Source organism: Maribacter polysaccharolyticus (assembly GCF_028882255.1).
Classification (GTDB): Bacteria; Bacteroidota; Bacteroidia; order Flavobacteriales; family Flavobacteriaceae; genus Maribacter_A; species Maribacter_A polysaccharolyticus.
This window is the reverse complement of record NZ_JARBUY010000003.1, coordinates 122,531-142,571: the sequence shown is the minus strand read 5'-3', so window position 1 is coordinate 142,571 and position 20,041 is coordinate 122,531. Positions and strand designations below refer to the sequence as shown.

Here is a 20,041-nt window from a genome sequence, read left to right as displayed (position 1 = left end):
TGTTTATTTTTTATAATTAGTCAACATTTCTAACAATACAAAAAGCCTCTGCATATGTTCTACCAACTGAAATACCTCTTTGTTGTGCCAAAATAGTTAATGCCTTTGGTGATCTTGGATGTGGAAATTCTCGCTTTTCAAATTTATAAGATTCCATCCCCCTAATTTTTGCTTCAATATCTTCTTCGCTAACCGAAATGTAAAAATTAGGGATAAAATGTCTTGGATCGGATGAAGCTCTCCACTCAGTACCCGAAGGTGTTTCAAAGGTGATAATCGTTTTTGCTTTTTCATGCTCCATGGGTCTAGTGGCAGTTATTACTGCTTCAAAAGTTCTTTGATGGTCTACATTGACGTCTCCTCCATGATGAGTAAAAATTATCTCAGGATCAAAATCAGCTTTTTCCTTTTCCACAACTTTTATGATGTCTAACAGTGCAATAGAATCAAATCTATTATCTGGGAAATCGTAAATACCAACAGATTCATATCCTATTTGGGAAATCGCGTCTTCTATATTTTGTTTATGTTGTTTTAACTCGTCTTTCCATTTTTCGGCATCACGTTGATCTGATCTACTAGTTATCCCTTCTCCTAAAATAACGGCCCTTATTTTACAGTTGTGTTTTTTAATAAGTAGATGCATACTAGCTCCTAGCCCTAATAGTTCATCGTCAGGGTGTGCAACAACGACAAGTATTTTTTTATTTTTTAGTGATTCTAACATCTGCAATTATAGATTTATCTGCTTTTAATGACGCTCTTGTAAATTCCAATTTTAATCTTTCAGTTTCTAAATAGGCATGTGGATAACCATCGGCATCTAACATTCTAATATGATTAAATATATCTTCTAATTCCTTTAAGTCTTCTATTGAACTCATTTTAGGCGTTCTCCTTTTAAATGTGGTAATTTTGCCTTCTTGCTCTGATAAAATAGGGGATTCATTTTTAATTTTAATTATCATATTGTAAATAATATGATTGGCTCTGATAAAAATCTCTTCTGCAGTTCCATACAAGCCTAACTCACTTTTTAAATAGATTGGTCCAGCATCCAATTCTTTTACAACTTTAATTGCAGAGATTTTTGTATGCTCTAACCCATTAGCAATAAGATTTTGCAGAGGACTCCCTCCTCTACCGTATGGTAAATCCGTCATATGAAAAACAACGCAGTCAAAATTTATAAAAATGGATTCTGGAATAATATAAGACCAATGCGGTATAAAGATTTTCTCTGGCTTAATTTTCTCAAGAACCTCTAAATTAAAATCTTCTTTTCTTGAAATATAATGCCAATTAGATTCTGGCGCATCCAATTTAAGCCTCTCAACTAAATCTATATTCCAAGCTTTACTCGATAATATAATATAATTAGATGCCATCTTTGTAAATTTTTATAATGTATTTCTGCCCATTTTTCTCAAAAAATGCCGGATATCGGTCATTATCAACTATTCTTAGTAGATTAAACTGCTCATCAATTGATTTATGAATATCTAATGCACTATCATTGGGGCCTCTTTTGGTATAATAAGTAGATACGCCTTTTTGCGATTTTCCTGAAATTCGGGTTTTATTTCTTATAAATTTTATTATTAATTCAATTGTTTTTAGCCCCTGTTGGTGTTTTATCTCTGTTAACAATTCATGTCCAACTAATTCTATATAATCTTGCAGATAGATTTTTCCAGCATCCACTGCTACAGCTGCTTCAAATAAAGTTATCGGTATTTTATTTTTACCTTCTAAAATTTGCCATGTAAGTGGAGACCACCCTTTACCTTTTGGCAAGTCACTTTCATGAATCACTAAGTTATGGGAATTATAATCTAAATTTTTGAAGATTTTTTCACAAGCTAAAAGAAACAATAAATCTCCTTTTACAACATCTTCATGCTTATGTAAAAGGGTTGCTTTAAGTCCAAATTCATTATAAATTTCTAAAATTAATTGCTTTGAATACGGTAGGATCCAAGAATATGGATTATCGACTAAAATCTGAATTTTCATTAACTAATCTTTTTAATAATGTCCAAGAATCGTTCTTTTTGATTTCCATCAAACAAAGTTTTTTGATTTTTAAGCATTTCATTTTGTTTTATTAAATCAAATTCAATTACCTCGTTTATAACTTGTTCAAAACGTAGAGAATCATACATTTTAAAATCTCCTGCTGGATAAATTACATTTTTTCCTTTTAATCCATGATATATTAATTCTTGATTGTCAATAAAATATCCGCAAATTACCAACATTTTCACTGAACACACTTCATAACTAATTGTACTTGAAGGAATAATAGCAAGCTGACACTTTTCCATAACATCTATCACCTCTGCTTCAGCTAGATTTTTATGAATAATTACATTCTTATATTCCTTCTCAATTTTGTATACATGTTGGTTTTTATTTGCAGCTCCAATTAAAACATTAATTTTTTTTATAGAACTTATTTGAGTTAAAGCTTTAACAGCCTTACTTGTTAAATCATAAAAATCCGCACCACCAAAACTTACAAGTACTTCTTTAACATTACTAGGTCGTTTATTTCTTTTAGCAATTTCAATGAACTTAGGCCTCAACATTGCGTAGTTAGCACCTAAGGCAAATTTAGTATTTGGTTTTGCTCTAAAATGTTCTGGTTTTACAATTAAAGAATGATTAACAACAATATCAGCAGACATTTCGATTGTTGTTAAATCATCTATATAAATAAGTTTATATCCAGCTTTCTTAATTTCCTTTTGATAACTTGAATTATATGCATAGCCATCGGCTATGATAATGTTAGTTGTAGGTTCGTATTTTTTCAGTATCCAATTAGGCTCTTCTAGAGTATCAAACCTTGATGGAATAACATCTAAGTTATATGATTTCGGAATGACGACTAATTCTGAATCTTCTCTTATTAACAGGGTATATTCGTAATCTTCTTTTATCATTTCTATTAATGCAAAAACTCGATATAAATGCCCTAAACCAGTTTTAGAATTTCCATCTGCTCTAAATAGAATCCGTTTCTTCCCCATCAATCATCAGTTTATATTTTAATTCAGCTATTTTCCAGTCGGTTACAGTATCAATATCTTGGGCCTCTATCTCACTAATTTCAATAAATCCCGTACAATCTGTCCATAATTTCTTTTGTGCTACAATCTTCTCTGTTCTCATCCAATAAAATTGTCCTGCATCATGATATGTCGGCTCTAAATCTTGAGATCGTGTATTTATGTATTCGGGTTGAATCATACGGATAAGATTTTTTTGAAATGCTCTCATAGCTCTCTGGACAGGGAAACTATATTGAATTACAGGCAATACTGTATCTAAACTATTTTTTTTTAAAATTTTTAAACTATTCGTTAATTTTTGTATAGTGACAAAAGGAGCTGTGGGATAAATACAACATATGTAATCAAATGTTTTATCAATCTTCTTGTAATTCTCAATAACTTCAGTAATAACTTCTACAGTTGTTGCAAAGTCATCTGAATTCTTATCAGTTCTTAAAAAAGGAACTTTCGCTCCATAGTCACTAGCAATTTTTGCAATTTCCTCATCGTCGGTAGATACCATTACCTCCTCGAACAATTCGCTTTTTAATGCTGCTTCAATGGAATAAGCAATAATCGGCTTACCTAAAAAGAATTTAATATTCTTTCTTGGAATACGTTTGCTTCCACCTCTGGCCGGTATGATAGCTAAATTAGCCATTAATGAATCCTAGTGTTTTATTTATTACAAATTCTTGCTCGTCATCGGTTAAACCTGGATACATGGGCAAACTTATGCACTTGGAATAGTAATTTTCAGCATTTTTTAAATCAACATTTCCATAGTCAATGTTTTTATAGTATGGTAAAGTATGAACGGGTATATAATGTATTTGTGCAAAAATATTATTAGCTTTTAAAAATTCATATAATCCCTTTCTATCATCAACCTCGATTACAAATAAATGATGAGCATTGACCATGCCTCCCGGTAAGCTTTGGTATTTAATTTTGCCTTTAAACGATTTTTTATAAGTTTCGGCAATAATATTCCTTCTTTTAACACCTGCATCGTTTTTAAAAAGTTGTGCGATACCCAGTGCAGATTGTATATCGGTTAGTCGATAATTGTATCCAAGTTCTTGCATTTCGTAATACCAACCCCCATGGTCTTCTTTCATGTTTTCCTTGGTGATTCCATGTGTTCGCAGCAATGATAATTTCTTGTATAGAACTTCAGAGTTGGAAGTTACCATACCACCTTCACCACAGGCAATATGTTTAACTGGATGAAATGAAAATACAGCGATATCCGCGTAATTGCCATTACCACACTTTTGCTGCTCACCTTTCGAATCTATAAAATACCCCCCTGGAGCGTGTGCTGCATCTTCAATAATCCAAAGATCATGAATGTTGGCTAAATTTCGAAATTCCTCCAAATTTACCGGTAAGCCCGCAAAATCTACTGGAATAATTCCTTTAAAGAAGCCTTTTGGTTTACTCTCTATAAGGTTTTTGGTGCTTTCTAATGATAACAGATAGGTATCGGGGTCAATATCGGCAAACCAAACTTCACCCCCGGCGTACCTTACGCAATTAGCAGAAGCCGCAAATGTTATTGGCGTTGTGATTACACGTTCTCCTGGTTTTAAACCTAAAGCCAAAACTGCTAAATGCAATCCAGAAGTAGCGTTGTTTACAGCTACGGCAAATTTGGCTCCAACGTATTCTGCAAACTTATCTTCAAATTCTTTAACTTTTGGTCCCTGTGTTAAAAAATCAGCTGTTAATGTTTTTACAACAGCATCAATATCGTCTTGCTCTATGTTTTGACGTCCATAAGGTATCGGTCCCATCATATAGCAAAATTTGAATCTACATGTTCTTTTATAAGCTTACGTAAGCTCTCTACAGTTTCCCACTCCTGATTTTCACCTGAATTATAACTAAAATTGGATGGTACGGGTTTTGCATTAAATTCTTTTATAAAGTCTTCTAATTTCCATTTATGGGTGGAAGGTAATATTGTATAATATTTTCCAAGATCATACGTGTAAAAAGAATCAGAAGGAGTAATCATTTCTTCATGGATTTTTTCTCCTGGCCTTATTCCCACTATTGGCTTATCGCATTCCGGGGCAATCGCTTCAGCAACATCCATTATTCTGTACGATGGTATTTTTGGAATATAAAGCTCTCCGCCCCATGCATACTTCAGAGCATGCATTACCATGTCAACTCCTCCTTGTAGTGAGATATTAAATCGGGTCATATTTGGATCGGTTATAGGCAAGGAACCCTCTTTTTTCTTATTTATAAAAAAAGGAATTACTGACCCGTTAGATCCCATTACATTTCCATATCGCACTACAGATAAGCGAATAGGGCTATCACCTTTGATGTTATTTGCTGCAATAAATAATTTATCAGAAGTTAACTTTGTAGCACCATATAGATTTATGGGTGCACAAGCCTTGTCCGTAGATAAAGCCACTACTCTTTCAACGTTCGTCTCAAAACAAGCATCAACCACATTTTGAGCCCCTCCTATGTTTGTTTTTATACATTCCTCTGGGTTATATTCCGCTAGATGTACGTGCTTCATAGCGGCTGCATGAATAACGTAATCTACACCTTTAAATGCCCTAATCAATCGGTCTCTATCCCTAACATCTCCTATAAAAAATCTTATTTGAGGAAATCGATCAGTAGGATATTCCTGGGCCATCTGAAATTGTTTTTGCTCATCTCTAGAAAAGATGATTAGTCTTCTAATTTCAGAGTGATTAGTAAATATATGACTTGTTAAAGCCTTTCCTAGGGAACCAGTCCCTCCAGTGATTAAGAGTGATTTACCAGTAAAATCCATTTTATTCTTTATTGAGCATTAATTTAATACGCTTATTTTTGGTCTCTTCACAAAACTACGATAATTATTGTCCTTCACAATAATTGTAGTATTTTTCAACCCATTTCCTTTCAGGATGTTGAGGGCAAACCCGTACCAGCTCAAGGCCTGTCCATCCGTAAAATGGGAAATGCCATATGGCCGGTTTTCGTAGGTGATCAGATTCAGTAAATATTGAGCAAGGTTTACCGCATCGGTAGGGCAACCTATTTGCTCATCCGTAACCCGCAATTCCTCTCCTTTCCGTGCTTTTTCCAGTATCGTTCTATAAAAGTTCTTCCCATATTCTTTATGGTACAACCAAGAAGTACGGACAATAAAATAGGTATCCAATATTTCCTGTATGTATTTTTCTCCCTCCCATTTAGATTTTCCATACATGTTGATGGGGTTGGGTTGGTCATCAACCGTATAAGGCGCACCTTTTTCCCCATCAAAAACATAATCGGTTGAGATATGGATTAATATTACGCTGTATTTTTTACAAGCCAAAGCCAAGTTCTTTACGGCCTCTGCATTCACTTTAAAGGCTTTTTCCGGGCTTTTCTCCGCTTGTTCCACATTGGTATAGGCTGCACAGTTGATGCAGTAGTCAAAACCATCCGTTTGGAAGATTTGGGCAACTGCTTCGTGATCGGTTATGTCCAAAGCATCCGAATCCAGGAAAACAAACTCCATTTTAGGGTAAACATGAGCCAAATCCTGAAGACTTCGTCCCAATTGGCCTGAAGCCCCGGTCACCAGTATGCGTTTTACATTTTGCGATTCGTCCATAGGGGCAATCTTAAATCTTTTTCGGAAAGAATCATATCCATTTCCGATAGTTCCCAATCAATTTTTAATTCCGGGTCATTAAATACAATTCCTGCTTCCGATTGGGGGTGGTAATACGCATCACATTTGTAAGCGAAAATCACCTCGTTGGTCAGTGCCAAGAACCCATGGGCCATACCTTTTGGTATAAAAAGGGATTTTCTGTTTTCAGAGGACAGTTTAAGTTTAAAATGCTGCCCAAAGGTATTGCTATCCCTGCGCAGGTCGACCACCACATCCAATACCGCTCCTTTCAATACTTGTACCAATTTGGCCTGGGCAAACTCCCCCCTTTGATAGTGTAAGCCCCGCAATACCCCTTTATTGGATATCGAAATGTTGTCCTGAACAAAATTAATGGGCGCTCCAAGGGCCTCCTCCAATTGGGCCTTGTGATAGGATTCATAAAACACCCCTCGTTCATCTTTATGGACCGTTGGTTCTAAACTAAAACAGCCTTTTAACTGGGTCTCTGTTACTTTCAATGTTTCCTTTTTTATATTGTTTTCCAATTATGTTTTTTACTGGAATTAGACGACTTTATGGTTATCTTGTTATCAAGTTATGTTCCGTTCTTCTCCTGGGTTATTTAACTTTATAATCCCCTAAATAAGTAATAAGGCTAAACGGTTCTGCGGTTATGTTACGACCTTAACCTTCCCTATTTTACCTTTCAACTCTATAATCCCTCCACTTCGCGACTAGACTTTATGTAGTTTACTTGTCGTTTTTCAACTTAACTTCTTAACCATTTAAACTGGCAACCACTTACTCCTTAATGAGTCCCATCAAATATTCTCCATAACCACTTTTTAACAAGGGAGCAGCGAGATTGCGCAGCTGTTCTCTGGAAATATACCCCATGGTATAAGCAACTTCCTCTATAGCCCCTATTTTGAGCCCCTGCCTATCCTCTATAACCTCAACAAACTGCGAGGCCTGCATCAGGGAACTAAAGGTGCCGGTATCCAACCACGCCGTTCCCCGATCCAAAATACTCACCTGCAATTTGCCTTTTTCCAAATAAACCTTATTAACATCGGTTATTTCCAATTCCCTCCGTTTACTGGGTTTGATCTTTTTGGCAATGGCCACTACTTCGTTATCGTAAAAATAGATGCCGGGAACCGCGTAGTTCGATTTGGGTTTGGACGGTTTTTCTTCTATACTAATGGCCTTACCGTCTTTATCAAATTCCACTACCCCATAACGTTCCGGGTCTTGTATATGATAGCCATAAATAATTCCTCCTTCCGGATCATTATTGGCTTGTAACAATTTGGCCAGGCCTGACCCATAAAAAATATTGTCTCCGAGTATCAGGGCAACCTTGTCGGTCCCTATAAATTCGGCACCGATGAGAAACGCTTCGGCCAATCCGTTGGGATTCTCTTGAACAGCAAAATCAAAAGAACATCCTAATTGGGACCCATCCCCCAAAAGGGTTTTAAACTTATCCTGATCCTGCGGAGTGGTAATGATCAATATTTCCTTGATACCGGCCGACATTAAGGTGGCCAAGGGATAGTAGATCATGGGTTTATCATAGATGGGCATCAGTTGTTTGCTCATCGCTAAGGTGATGGGATATAAACGCGTTCCTGAACCGCCTGCCAAAATGATGCCTTTCATGGGCTTTTGTTATGGAGTTATTTTCTAAGGAGTATAAAAATTAAATGCTAATCCAATTCTTGGGTTCTCTTTAAAAAAGTAATCTAGCTTCTCGTAAAAGGTCAGGACATCCAAAAAATAAAACTAACCATGCTATATTGAATAAGTCCGCCAACCTCCTAAATTTATTGGGGGTCATATAACCAGCCCCACCGGTAACACATATGTAAAAAGACTAGTCTTTATTATAATTTTTTAAATAGGTATTCAATTCCAACATACTTAACATTAGCAAGGTAATCCCAATAAATCCCAGGGGAATCCAGAATTTATAACTGTACCATATTCCCTTTAGTTCCACGCCCCTCCTTGGGAAGGCGGAAATCACATTTAAGATGCTCGACTTATTGGCGCGTTCTTCATTCAGCTGTACCAAGTTTTGTTTTAATTTATCCACTTGGTTGATCAAGGCCAATTCCTTGTTTTCCTCACTGCCATTTTCCCCCAAACTGATATTGGTCCCTTGCAAGGGTTTATCGGCCTCCTTTTCCATGACACGTTTATAAAGCCGTTGTAAGGAATCCACCTCCACCAATTGTTTTTTATACAAGCTATCCTGTAAGCTGATATTCTTATCACTGATGCTTTGTTGCAATTGAAAATATTCGTTTCGGGAAATGGATTGTATGATGGAAGGCTGTATCTTTTTGGCAACGGTATTATTGGCCGCCGTTACCGAAATGGTATGGAAACGGGAATCCATGGCATTGAAATTCTCCAAATAATTCTCTATATCAATGGCCTTCTTCGTGGTGGAATCCAAACTCCGTACAAATCGGTCGAACAATTGTACCTTTTGGTTTTCGTCTGAATAAGACTCGACCACAAACTTTTTTAGTTTAGCTGCTTCGGAAACACTTATTCCCATAGCCTCCGCCAAGGCGGATGAGTCCTGTGCTTTAGCTAACTCATTATAAAAATTAACATTATTATACAGCTGTTGCGCACTGTTGAAATTGGGCTCCACGACCATGGTCGAAATAAATTCAGGCTCTTTGATCGTATCCAAATAGAAGCCCAATGCCAAGCCTAATACGGCGGCAATACCAAACTTAATAATGTGTTTTTGCAGGAAAAGCAGGAACAGGATTACCGTATGGAAAATTCCTTTGAAAATGTTTCCTATAAATCGAAAGAATTTCCTGAATCCGTTTCCAATCAACTGAAACAACTGCCCCAAATCAATTTCATCCGAAGCGCTGGAGCTACTAGGCGTTTTATTTTCTGCCATTATACCTTATGAATTAAATATTTGTTCTAAAATCCGGTCTGTTATCAAATAAGTGGGTTTTACCCCTGTTGTTCCCAATCCGCCCGAAGCCAATGTGCTTCCTGTTTCCAAAGGATTATCAGAGGCATAATAGGCATACCTGACCTTTACGTCCTCCCGGATACTCTTGCGTATTTTCGAAGCCGACTGAATGGCCTTTTGATAATGCACGCCTTCCATTTCCAATCCGATGACATTCCAGGTGGACTTATGGAAAAATTTCAAAATATCCCTGTTCTGCAAGGACGTTCCCAAAACGGTCACCATGGCTCCTTCAAAAACCTCTAAACCATACCCTTGAAAATCTTTGGCACTTAACTCATTCTTAAATGGGTAATTATCAGAAGTGCCTTCAAAAATATGGGCCGAAGGTATCATCAGATCCCCTTTGCCCCCTTCTAAAATACCGGCCTTGCCCATTATCGAAATGGAAGCGACATCCAAGAAAACATCCCCTTTTTCATTACTTTTATAAGGCTTCAACAATTCATCGATCGTTTCATAGGCCTGCTCCCCAAAGGCATAGTCCATCACAAATATAACAGGTTTTTTATCTTGTGGAAGGCCTTTGGGTAAATCGTAACAACAAGCATCCTCCCCGATTTTTGCCAAATCGAAAATCTGGACATCGATATTGGTTCCCGTTTGATCTTCGATCGTAATCATCCCGTTTTTTTTGGCAATGGTATGCACCTTCTTTTGCAATACACTGTTTTCCGGGGAACTCAAGGCCTTATAGATATCCAAAGATCCGTTTTTAGGGTACTCCTTGGCCAACGCTTTTTTGGCAAATAAGGAATTCATGACGCTGTGCATATTGGCACTGATGATATGGATGGGTCTGGATAACAGATTGTTTTCCGCCAAAACTTCCTTAATGGTATTTGCCCATCGTTCGCCATGGATGTGGTGCCCCAACCTTTCCCGCAACATGGAGGTAAAGGTAATGGCTCGTTTGTTTCCGGTCACTTCCTCTTCAATGGCCAATTTGCCCATCCAATAAATGATATGCAAAAACTTCTCAGGTTCGGTTTTGGTAGCGAATTTTTTATGGTATTCCAAGACTTCCTCAAAAGGCCGGTTCAAGATATTCGCAGTGTGGATCAATGCCACCTCCCGATCGGCCAAAGTGAGTTTTTTCTTTTTTACCGCAGCTTCCAATTTACCCCAGTCCCGAATGGTTTCGGACGTATCTTCAATTAAAACGTGCTTACAGATTTTATGGGACTCGATGAATAAAAAGGTGAGATGGGTCAGGATATCATAGATGTCGGATCGCCCCCGGGTAATCTCAATGTTCATTTGCTCATCATCGATGCGATAGCAGTTTCTTCTTCTTTTTGGCGGAATTATCGGTGCGAAATGGGCCTTGCCATAGCCCTCATCGGAGGTAAGGTTTATAAACCTACACTGTTCAATACCCTCCGGCAAGCGCTCCAATACATATACCAGTCCGTCCAATTCCGCCTTATCCTCGGCTATGGAACCATAGATTTCCGGACGCAACTGTAGTAAGGCATTCCTAAGGGTCTCTCCCGAAACCCCCATGGGTTTATAAAACCCCCGGTTGAACAGATGGCGCATGGTAATATACAAACGCTCTATGGCATTGGTAGATTCCTGTGCCCTGGTTGTGACTCTATTGTTTTTCATAAAAAAATTTCATGCAAAATTACGATTTATATCCATGAAAAAGGTTGAATCTCCTTAGTTCGTGAAAGGAGCTACTTTTCCCGTGCGAATAATGATAAGGCATCGGCCACTTTTCGGTCGTTGGACAACCGTTGCACCTTATTTTGTCCGCCCAATTTCCCTATGGATTTCATATACTCCTGAAAACCACCGCTTCGGATGGAACAAACTTTTAAGGTTTGCAAGATCTTACCTTCGATCAAATCGAAATAATAACTGTTCTGTGCCTGTAATGAAGTATCAAGGAGTTGAATGAATTTCCCCATATCCGAAGGCTCCTGTTCAAATTCTATGAACCACTCATGATAAGGCAATTCATTGTCGCTTGGGGTGATTTGTGGGGCCACGGTAAACTCGTTGATCTCTGCATTGGTCCCTTGAACCGCTTTTAACATCGCCTCTTCCACTTCTTTTGCGATAACATGTTCGCCAAAGGCGGAAATAAAATGTTTGATACGCCCAGAAACCACTATTTTATAGGGGTCTGTAGAAATAAACTGAATGGTATCGCCCAAGTTATACGCCCATAATCCGGCATTGGTCGAAATGATCATGACATAATTGACCCCGACCTCAACATCTTTCAGGGTCAAGCGTTGCCTGTCCTCATTGAAGAATTCGTCGGCCTTTACGAACTCATAAAAAATTCCGGAATCCAGTAGCAATAACATGCCCTTTTCGGTCTGGGAATCCTGATAGGCAAAGAAACCTTCACTGGCAGGAAACAGTTCGATACTATCGACTTTTCTGCCTATCAAGTTTTCGAACTTGGCCCGATAGGGTTCATAGTTTACCCCACCATAAATGAACAACTGGAAATTCTTGAAAAGGTCGCCGACTTTTTGATTGCCTTTATCCCTTAGCTTTTCAAAATACATTTGAACCCAAGAGGGTATACCGGCAATGACGGTCATGTTTTCGTTGATGGTTTCGTCCACAATGGTATCGACCTTTGTTTCCCAATCTTCGATACAATTGGTTTCCCAGCTCGGCAATCTGTTCTTCTGGAGATAACCAGGGACATAATGGGCCGAAATCCCGGACAGCCTCCCTAATTTAATTCCGTTTTTCTCCTCCAATTCCGGACTTCCTTGAAGAAAGATCATTTTTCCGTCCACGAAATCCGCTTGTCCGGTTTCATGTATATAGTTCAAGATGGCATTACGCGACGCTTCCACCTGGTGTGCAATGGAACCCTTTGTGATAGGGATATATTTTGCTCCGGAGGTCGTTCCCGAAGTTTTGGCAAAATATATGGGTTTTCCGGGCCAAAGCACATCGGCTTCACCGGCTACCACCTTTTCCACATACCCTTTGAGCTCTTCATAATCACGGATCGGAACATGCTTTACAAAATCGGCATGATCTTGAATTTCCCCGAAATTGTGGGCTTTACCAAAAAGGGTATCGCTTGCGGTACGCAACAGTTCTTGGAAAACCGCTTCTTGGGTCTCCAATGGGCGATGTACCCATTTCGCTGTTTTCCTTGCAACTTGCCTTGCAAATATTTTGGCTGCTATGGACTTTAATGACATACTATTTGAAATCTATAAAATCTTGTGGATTTACGGGGCTTCCGTTATCCCATAATTCAAAATGAAGATGGGGACCCGTCGTATATTCCCCTGTATTTCCTACCGAGGCAATAACTTCCCCGGCCCGTATGATATCCCCTTGCGACTTGCTCAGCGAACCATTGTGTTTATAAACACTTAGAAGTCCGTCTTTGTGTTCCAAAATGATCACATATCCGGTTTCCGCGGTCCATTCGGCAAAGATCACAATGCCATTGGCCACGGCTTTTATCGGGGTATCCTTTGGGGCCGCGATATCGACGGCAAAATGCTTTTTATCCCTATCGAAGGTGTCCGTTATGGTTCCACTTAAGGGAGGAAACAATATTACAATGGACCTATCGCCATCGTTTTCGAATAAATTGTATTTGTCTTCCAGGGCAACCTCCGCCCTTAACAAAGAGTCTTCTTTGATCGGATTAAGATCTACACTCGAAGGATCCAGTTTAAATTGTTCGAATAAAGAATCCCGGTTTATTTCGGTATTCTCGATATCACCCCGGAGTACTTTGCGGATGTTATCCAAATACCTATTGGTATAATTTAAGCTATTGACCAAGGAATCGGTTTTATAGGTCAGCTCGGTCGCCTGTCTCTTCAATTTTGTGGAAGAATACCCGGGTATGTATTCCCGTAAGGGGGTAAAAGCGATCAATAAGATCGTAAAACCAATTAAAAAGATAATGAAAAGGGAACCACTGACGAATACGTTCAAACGGTTCAGTTTGAAACTTATTTTTTCTTCAAAGGTATTTTCATTAAGAATGACCAAGCGGTACTTATGAAGCAGCTTTCTTTTTATAGCCTTTCTCTTTTTTACTTTTTTAGCCATTACTTACAAAGATAAACTTAGAATTTGATTATCGGACCTTCTTCATCATTTAAACACAACCCCGTGGGATCCAGAAACCGTTATACGTACGGAAAATCACCCGTTATGGTTTTTCTGCCAAGCAGAAAATGATGTTGGGGATATCCGATGTTAACCAAATAATATCCATATCGGTATAAAAAGTTGTATGGTTTGGGGTGTGTATTCTATCAAATACAAAGTCCCTTGCTTTTGTTTACAACTCACAAATATGGCTGTATTTAGGCACAAAATAATGTTCGTTACGTTAATTTTAACAGCAGACTCATAAGTTTTTAGTACATTTGTTTCCCATAAAATACTTCTATATGACAGCTTTACACACTTTTTTAGTTATTGGCGCCCCACAAATTATCTTGATCGTAGTGGTAGTTCTGCTTTTATTCGGCGGAAAAAAGATACCAGAACTAATGAGGGGCTTGGGAAGCGGAATCAAAGAATTCAAGGATGCTTCGAAAGATGATGAAAAACTGAATGAAAAGAACGAAAAATAACATCGATTACATATTCATAATAAAAACACTCTGAAAAGAGTGTTTTTTTTTGCTTTTTACCGACTATCGCCATAACACTACCTTTCCATACCCAACGTTGATCAATAGACACTTGATTTTTAAAGTGTTAGCCAATTGTAAAATAAATCTCTTCTTGGTATTCACCACCGATCTAAGGTTGTTCATCCTGTAAAAACGGCAACACACAACAATAATCATGGCTTTTTTTTGTTTAGTATTGGTTTTATCCAAAATCCCTTTTTAAAAAGAGACAATGGCCAAATAGCATATTTAATTCCCCCCATAGGGTGACCTATGTAAAATAAATTAATGAAGAGGACGACGTGCGATAGTTTTACGATTTTTTGTTTTTTTTTCCTACTGACCTTATCCCAAAGCCTAACGGCCCAATCTGGGGTTGGTGCCAATTTTGGAATTGAGGCCGATATTCATTCGGGCAACCCAAACCCTGAAAATGACGATTGGTTTCAAGGGACTACGGGTGCTGGCGTCATTGACGAAAGTAATCTGGATACCTTTAAGGGATATATCGATTCCGGTCAGAATATAGCCTTTAAAGCAGCTATGGACCATCCCAATTATACTGCCATGAATGGGAGGTTGTGGTATGGAGCTATTTTTGGACACGATTTAATTGCCGATAAAAAAGATAATACCGCTTTTCAAAATGGCAAGAATGGCGATAACCCCAATAACTGGGGGGTCAATCCATCGGCGATTGCAAAAAAGGCCGATATCGTTGATGCCTATGTACACGTTAGAAGGGAAGGGCCATCCAAGGAGGACAATTTATGGGTTACCGCTGCTGTAAGTACGTTGGATAATGGGGGTGCCCATTATACCGATGTCGAGTTTTATATTGAAGAACTTACACTGGCGGACCATACTTTTTCCACAATTGGGGCCGAAAACGGACATACGGCATGGCAGTTCGATGGGGATGGGAAAGTAACCAAGATTGGGGATTTGGACGTGGGATTTGACTATTCGGGATCCAGTGTTATGAGTTTGGATATTAGGATATGGATATCGCGTGAAGATTATCTCTCAAAGAATGGTTTTGACTATAAAGATTTTGATAGCGAAAATAGTACCTCCCCATACGGTTATGCACATGTTGACTGTGAAGGAAGCACTTTTAGTGTGATCAATAGTGCCCCTGTAGAGGCCCCACCTTGGGGGACATATTCGACCGGGCTTACAGCTTCGTCTTCCTATTCTACGGAAGCGTTGGCCGAGGTAGGAATTGATTTTACCGCACTGGGTTTTGACCCCGTCTTATACGGTCTGGAAAATTCCTGCTATTTCCCCTATAGTACCGTCTTGGTCAAAACCAGAGGCTCCGCTTCCTTTGATTCCGGTTTGGTCGATTTTGCAGGACCGTATCCTTTTCTTGGCAAAGCCGAAGAAGGTACCATGTATACAAGCCTTCTTGAACCTGTAAATTTTGACAGTTGTGAAGAAGATCAGTCCATCTCTTTAGAGGCTGATTTCACATCGTCATCCGCACTTTATTTTTGGGAATCATTAACACCAGGCGTTACTTTTCCCAATGGAGAAACTACTATGGAAGGCTTGGGCCTGACCACTGTGGATATTGACAATCCCGGTACCTATACCTTGAATATCGCCCCTTGCCAAGGTTGTGATCCAGACCCCGACAACGCCTCAAGCGTTACGGTTTATGCCCAACCCTGTGCTGTGGACGATATGGTTCAGGTTACCAAGAACAGCTCGGTGGTCATCCAGGTATTGGACAATGACATAGACCTTGACAGCAATATAGACGTAAGTTCAATAGACAATAGCGGATTATTACAACCCTCAAACGGTACGGTATCCCTATCCAAGCAAACGGGAGAGATTGTATATACCCCGGATGATGGATATTTGGGTGCGGATTTATTTGAATATCAGATCTGTGATACGGATGGACTTTGTGATATAGGGCAGGTAACCGTGGAAACCCTAGAGGACATTCCACCACCTTTTATAGACTCTGACAATGACGGGATTCTCGACCGTTCCGATCTGGATGATGACAATGATGGCATTCCGGATATACAGGAATTAAATACCATCATCGCCAATTCCCAGCCTGAATGTGGAGGGGAGACCACTTTGGATTTCAGCGACAACGCCGTCCTGGTCTCCGGTACGGCCCTACAACAAGGTGCGGTATATAGGATTCCGAATGTGGCCACGGAGATTGATGCCTTAATTACCATTGTACGGATCTATAATGCCACGGTCGCCGAAATTGACAACAATAGCATGGCCAAGGAAGCCTTTAGGCCGTATACCGCTTTTAATTTTGCAAACAAAGGTGACCAAGGGTTGATAGAATACAAAATCCGTTTTGTTGGCAGCGGGGGATCAAGCCCCGTAGTCCTCGATAAAATTATCATGAATTTTAACGACATTGATGGTACCGATCAATACGGGGAACAGACCTGGAGTTACAATCCCACGAGTTATGTCGTATCAAACCCCACTGAATTAACGATGTCCACAGATGGCAAATGGGTCATAGGTACGGCCGGGACCACAACATACCCTACTGGGAGCAATATTGTGCCCCAAGTCAATTATGGGGTCAATTATAATTCCAGATCCGAAATATCCATACGGGTCGGTGCCGTAGCAAGGGTGGCAGGGGCATCATCGACACAAAGGCAACATAATATAGAATTTGGTTGCGTTACCAATTATATCGACCCTCAAGTATATGGGTTGGATAACGACTGGGATGGGGTTACCAACCAATTGGACCTTGATGTGGACAATGACGGTATATACGATGCCGTGGAGGCCGGCCATAATCAAACCCATACCAATGGCGTGGTAGATGGCCCTTATGGGTCCAATGGCTTGGCCGACAACGTGGAAACGGAACCGGAAAGTGGTACTATAAATTATGAAATAATAAATACCGATGGTACACCAGGTCCGGATTATATGGATACCGATAGCGACGATGATGGTTGTAGTGATGCCAATGAGGCGTATAACGACCCCAATGCGGACGAAGGGGATAATGCCTTTTATGGTAATGGATCCCCATCAATAATCAATGACCATGGTGCTGTTGTAGGTGCCGCCTATACCCTTCCGGTCGATATAAATGCCAATGGGGAATTTGAATTTAGAGAAAATACCGCTCCTTATTTTTTAATACAACCGAATGACGAATCCGTTTGTCCAGGGGGGGATACCTCCTTTTCGGTAAGCGCAGCTAATACAGGTTCCTATCAATGGCAACTATTGGATGGGTCGGATTGGATAGATCTTAATGACAGTGGTATCCATGGAGGAACCCAAACCGATGTACTTACGATCAGCAATGCTTCCATAGCCGATAACGGAAACAGCTATAGGGTATTGATAAACAATGACAGCCATATCTGTCCAGTGGAACCCTCAATTCCCGTTACGCTACACGTAAATACCCCAACGGTCACGGCCAATGCTTCCGCTACCCGTATAAATGCCGGGGAGTATGTTACCTTATCGGGGGAAGGGGCTGAAAATTATGTTTGGGACAATGAAGCCGCCGATGGTATTCCCATCCAATTATTCCATACGACCGTCTTCACGGTAATCGGTGAAGATGCCATGGGTTGTACCGGCACGGACACAATTACCATTGAGGTAACAGGGGGGTCGGACCTTAGTCTGGATAAAACCGTTGATCACCCCGAGCCCAATAGTGGTGACATCATAAATTTTTCCTTGACATTGACCAATCTTGGTCCTGAAGAGGCAACAAATGTCACCATTGAAGATCGACTGCCTACAGGGTACACCTTACAGTCGAACGAGAACGGCGCTTCGATACAGGGGAATGTTCTAAGTTGGACTTTACCGACAGTCCCCGTGGGGGAACAAATCCTAACCTATGGGGTCATGGTGAATCTGCCAACCGGGGGGAATGATGAATATAGGAATATTGCCCAAATTACCGAGGTTGATCAGCTTGACCCCGATTCCAGTCCAAATAATGATGATGATGACCAGAGTGAGGATGATGAGGACAGCCATATTATCCCTACCCCAGTCGTGGACCTAGGTATTAAAAAGTCAGTGAAACCAGATTTCGGCGCTGTTGGGGATGAAGTTGTTTTTTCCATCTCGGTAAACAACCTAGGGCCCTATGAAGCCACAAACTTGGGGATAATCGATGAACTGCCCATTGGCTATAGCTATGTGTCCTATTCTGACGAAAGGGGTAGCTACGATCCTGTAACCGGTGTCTGGGAAATGGATGCCCTCGGTATTGGGGAAACTGCGGAATTGGCCATCACCGCCATCATAACCGAAATGGACGATTACATCAATATGGCCTATTTGGCCTATGTTGACCAGCTCGATTTCACACCAAAAAACGATACTTCGATGGCCGAAATAACCTTAACTGAAGAGGAGAAAGAAAGTGATTCGGATTGCTTGGTGGTATTCAATGAGTTTTCACCTAACAGCGATGGATCAAACGATGTATTTTACATTGAATGTATTGAGGATTATCCCAATAACCACCTCCAGATCTTTAATCGTTGGGGTAAAAAGGTGTTTGAAACCAAAGGGTATAAAAACGACTGGAACGGAACGGTATCCACGGGAATATTGAATGGTATGGGTACCGACCTTCCCGTTGGCACTTATTTTTACCTCTTGGACTTTGGAGATGGGGGTACCCCAGTAAAAAGTGGATGGTTATACATAAGTCGATAAAGAACAATTTAACAGCAATAGGATAAATAGCTATTTAATGATTCCCCCAAAAATATTACCATTTACAATCGTATTATTTCTTGTCTTTATAAATTCCTATGGACAGCAAGAACCCCAATATACCCAGTACAACTACAATACCATGACGGTAAATCCCGGATATACGGGTTCTCGAGGACATTTGACGATTACGTCCCTGTTCAGGAATCAATGGGCCGGCATTGAAGGGGCCCCTGCTACCCTATCATTTGGCCTAGAATCACCGGTTGGTCTTTTTGATGGATTTGGAATTTCCATTATACACGATGAACTAGGACCTTCCCAAGAAACTTTCATCGATGGGAATTATGCCCACCACCTAATCCTCAACCGTAATGGAGATCGACTTGCTCTTGGAATAAAGGCAGGAATGAAATTCCTAAGCCTGGATTGGTCCAAAGGGAGGTATAGGGAACCTGAAGCGGCATTCAATAAGAACATCAACAGTGAGATACTGCCGGCATTAGGGGCTGGTCTTTTTTACTATACCAATCGGTTTTATCTTGGGGCTTCCACTCCAAATTTACTAAATGGCAAACACTATGACGATGTCGCCGAATCCCAGGCTTCGGACAAAATGCATCTCTATTTTATTGGAGGTTACGTTATCGATTTGAATCCGGATTTAAAATTCAAACCGTCCATTTTCGTTAAAAATGTATTGGGAGGGGCCGTGTCGTTTGACGCATCCTTGAACTTCCTCATACACGAAACCCTGAATTTGGGGGTCAATTATAGACTGGAGGATTCGTTGAGCGCCCTAATGGGTTTTCAAATAAGTACCCAGATCGATATGGGATATGCGTATGATTACAGTATCAACGCCCTGAATTCTTACAACCAAGGGACCCATGAGATATTTTTTAGGTATCAACTGATCTCAAAAGTCAAAAAGCTCAAATCCCCACGATTTTTCTAATACCCCCTGCATGAAAATACCATAGGCAACCCGCTG

At 39.9% G+C, this 20,041-nt stretch carries 17 protein-coding genes; 3 read left to right on the top strand and 14 right to left on the bottom strand.

Annotation, left to right across the window (positions count from 1 at the left end):
• Positions 1-16: 16 nt before the first annotated feature.
• The 14 genes from PHU20_RS10210 to PHU20_RS10145 form a co-directional block, all read right to left on the bottom strand.
• Positions 17-727, bottom strand: coding sequence for a PIG-L deacetylase family protein (locus PHU20_RS10210; RefSeq protein WP_274825270.1), 711 nt, complete (start codon positions 725-727; stop codon positions 17-19).
• Positions 705-1,388: a formyl transferase gene (locus PHU20_RS10205; RefSeq protein WP_274825269.1), complete on the bottom strand. Its 684-nt coding sequence runs from the start codon at positions 1,386-1,388 to the stop codon at positions 705-707. The genes PHU20_RS10210 and PHU20_RS10205 overlap by 23 nt, the downstream gene beginning before the upstream one ends.
• A complete protein-coding gene (locus tag PHU20_RS10200) occupies positions 1,378-2,016 on the bottom strand; it encodes a formyltransferase family protein (RefSeq protein WP_274825268.1) in 639 nt (212 codons plus the stop codon). Before PHU20_RS10200 ends, PHU20_RS10205 begins: the two co-directional genes overlap by 11 nt.
• Entirely contained in the window at positions 2,016-3,035 is a 1,020-nt protein-coding gene (gene pseG / locus PHU20_RS10195; protein ID WP_274825267.1) for a UDP-2,4-diacetamido-2,4,6-trideoxy-beta-L-altropyranose hydrolase, read from the bottom strand. The genes PHU20_RS10200 and pseG overlap by 1 nt, the downstream gene beginning before the upstream one ends.
• Positions 3,010-3,720 (bottom strand): pseudaminic acid cytidylyltransferase, encoded by a 711-nt coding sequence (pseF, locus tag PHU20_RS10190; RefSeq protein ID WP_274825266.1) that lies wholly within the window; start codon positions 3,718-3,720, stop codon positions 3,010-3,012. The genes pseG and pseF overlap by 26 nt, the downstream gene beginning before the upstream one ends.
• Positions 3,713-4,861 (bottom strand): UDP-4-amino-4,6-dideoxy-N-acetyl-beta-L-altrosamine transaminase, encoded by a 1,149-nt coding sequence (pseC, locus tag PHU20_RS10185; RefSeq protein ID WP_274825265.1) that lies wholly within the window; start codon positions 4,859-4,861, stop codon positions 3,713-3,715. Before pseC ends, pseF begins: the two co-directional genes overlap by 8 nt.
• Positions 4,858-5,871: a UDP-N-acetylglucosamine 4,6-dehydratase (inverting) gene (gene pseB, locus PHU20_RS10180; protein ID WP_274825264.1), complete on the bottom strand. Its 1,014-nt coding sequence runs from the start codon at positions 5,869-5,871 to the stop codon at positions 4,858-4,860. The genes pseC and pseB overlap by 4 nt, the downstream gene beginning before the upstream one ends.
• 18 nt (positions 5,872-5,889) lie before the next feature.
• On the bottom strand, positions 5,890-6,684 hold the full coding sequence (gene rfbD / locus PHU20_RS10175; protein WP_274825263.1) for a dTDP-4-dehydrorhamnose reductase: 795 nt from the start codon (positions 6,682-6,684) through the stop codon (positions 5,890-5,892).
• Complete coding sequence (gene rfbC, locus PHU20_RS10170; protein ID WP_274825262.1) at positions 6,663-7,208, bottom strand: dTDP-4-dehydrorhamnose 3,5-epimerase; 546 nt, start codon at positions 7,206-7,208, stop codon at positions 6,663-6,665. Before rfbC ends, rfbD begins: the two co-directional genes overlap by 22 nt.
• Positions 7,209-7,491: 283 nt before the next feature.
• Positions 7,492-8,355: a glucose-1-phosphate thymidylyltransferase RfbA gene (gene rfbA / locus PHU20_RS10165; protein WP_274825261.1), complete on the bottom strand. Its 864-nt coding sequence runs from the start codon at positions 8,353-8,355 to the stop codon at positions 7,492-7,494.
• 214 nt (positions 8,356-8,569) lie between these two features.
• Positions 8,570-9,625: a hypothetical protein gene (locus PHU20_RS10160; protein ID WP_274825260.1), complete on the bottom strand. Its 1,056-nt coding sequence runs from the start codon at positions 9,623-9,625 to the stop codon at positions 8,570-8,572.
• A gap of 6 nt (positions 9,626-9,631) precedes the next feature.
• On the bottom strand, positions 9,632-11,317 hold the full coding sequence (locus PHU20_RS10155; protein WP_274825259.1) for a DUF6909 family protein: 1,686 nt from the start codon (positions 11,315-11,317) through the stop codon (positions 9,632-9,634).
• A gap of 71 nt (positions 11,318-11,388) precedes the next feature.
• Entirely contained in the window at positions 11,389-12,891 is a 1,503-nt protein-coding gene (locus tag PHU20_RS10150; RefSeq protein ID WP_274825258.1) for a GH3 auxin-responsive promoter family protein, read from the bottom strand.
• 1 nt (position 12,892) lies between these two features.
• Positions 12,893-13,762, bottom strand: a complete 870-nt coding sequence (locus PHU20_RS10145) for a M23 family metallopeptidase (RefSeq protein WP_274825257.1) — start codon at positions 13,760-13,762, stop codon at positions 12,893-12,895.
• A gap of 347 nt (positions 13,763-14,109) precedes the next feature.
• On the opposite strand from PHU20_RS10145, the gene tatA reads away from it, so the two are divergent.
• The 3 genes from tatA to PHU20_RS10130 all read left to right on the top strand — a co-directional run bounded on the left by tatA (position 14,110) and on the right by PHU20_RS10130 (position 20,005).
• Positions 14,110-14,295, top strand: a complete 186-nt coding sequence (gene tatA / locus PHU20_RS10140; RefSeq protein WP_274825256.1) for a twin-arginine translocase TatA/TatE family subunit — start codon at positions 14,110-14,112, stop codon at positions 14,293-14,295.
• Between the two features lie 330 nt (positions 14,296-14,625).
• Positions 14,626-19,047 (top strand): T9SS type B sorting domain-containing protein, encoded by a 4,422-nt coding sequence (locus PHU20_RS10135; protein WP_274825255.1) that lies wholly within the window; start codon positions 14,626-14,628, stop codon positions 19,045-19,047.
• A gap of 37 nt (positions 19,048-19,084) precedes the next feature.
• Positions 19,085-20,005, top strand: a complete 921-nt coding sequence (locus PHU20_RS10130) for a PorP/SprF family type IX secretion system membrane protein (RefSeq protein ID WP_274825254.1) — start codon at positions 19,085-19,087, stop codon at positions 20,003-20,005.
• The last annotated feature ends 36 nt before the right edge of the window (positions 20,006-20,041 follow it).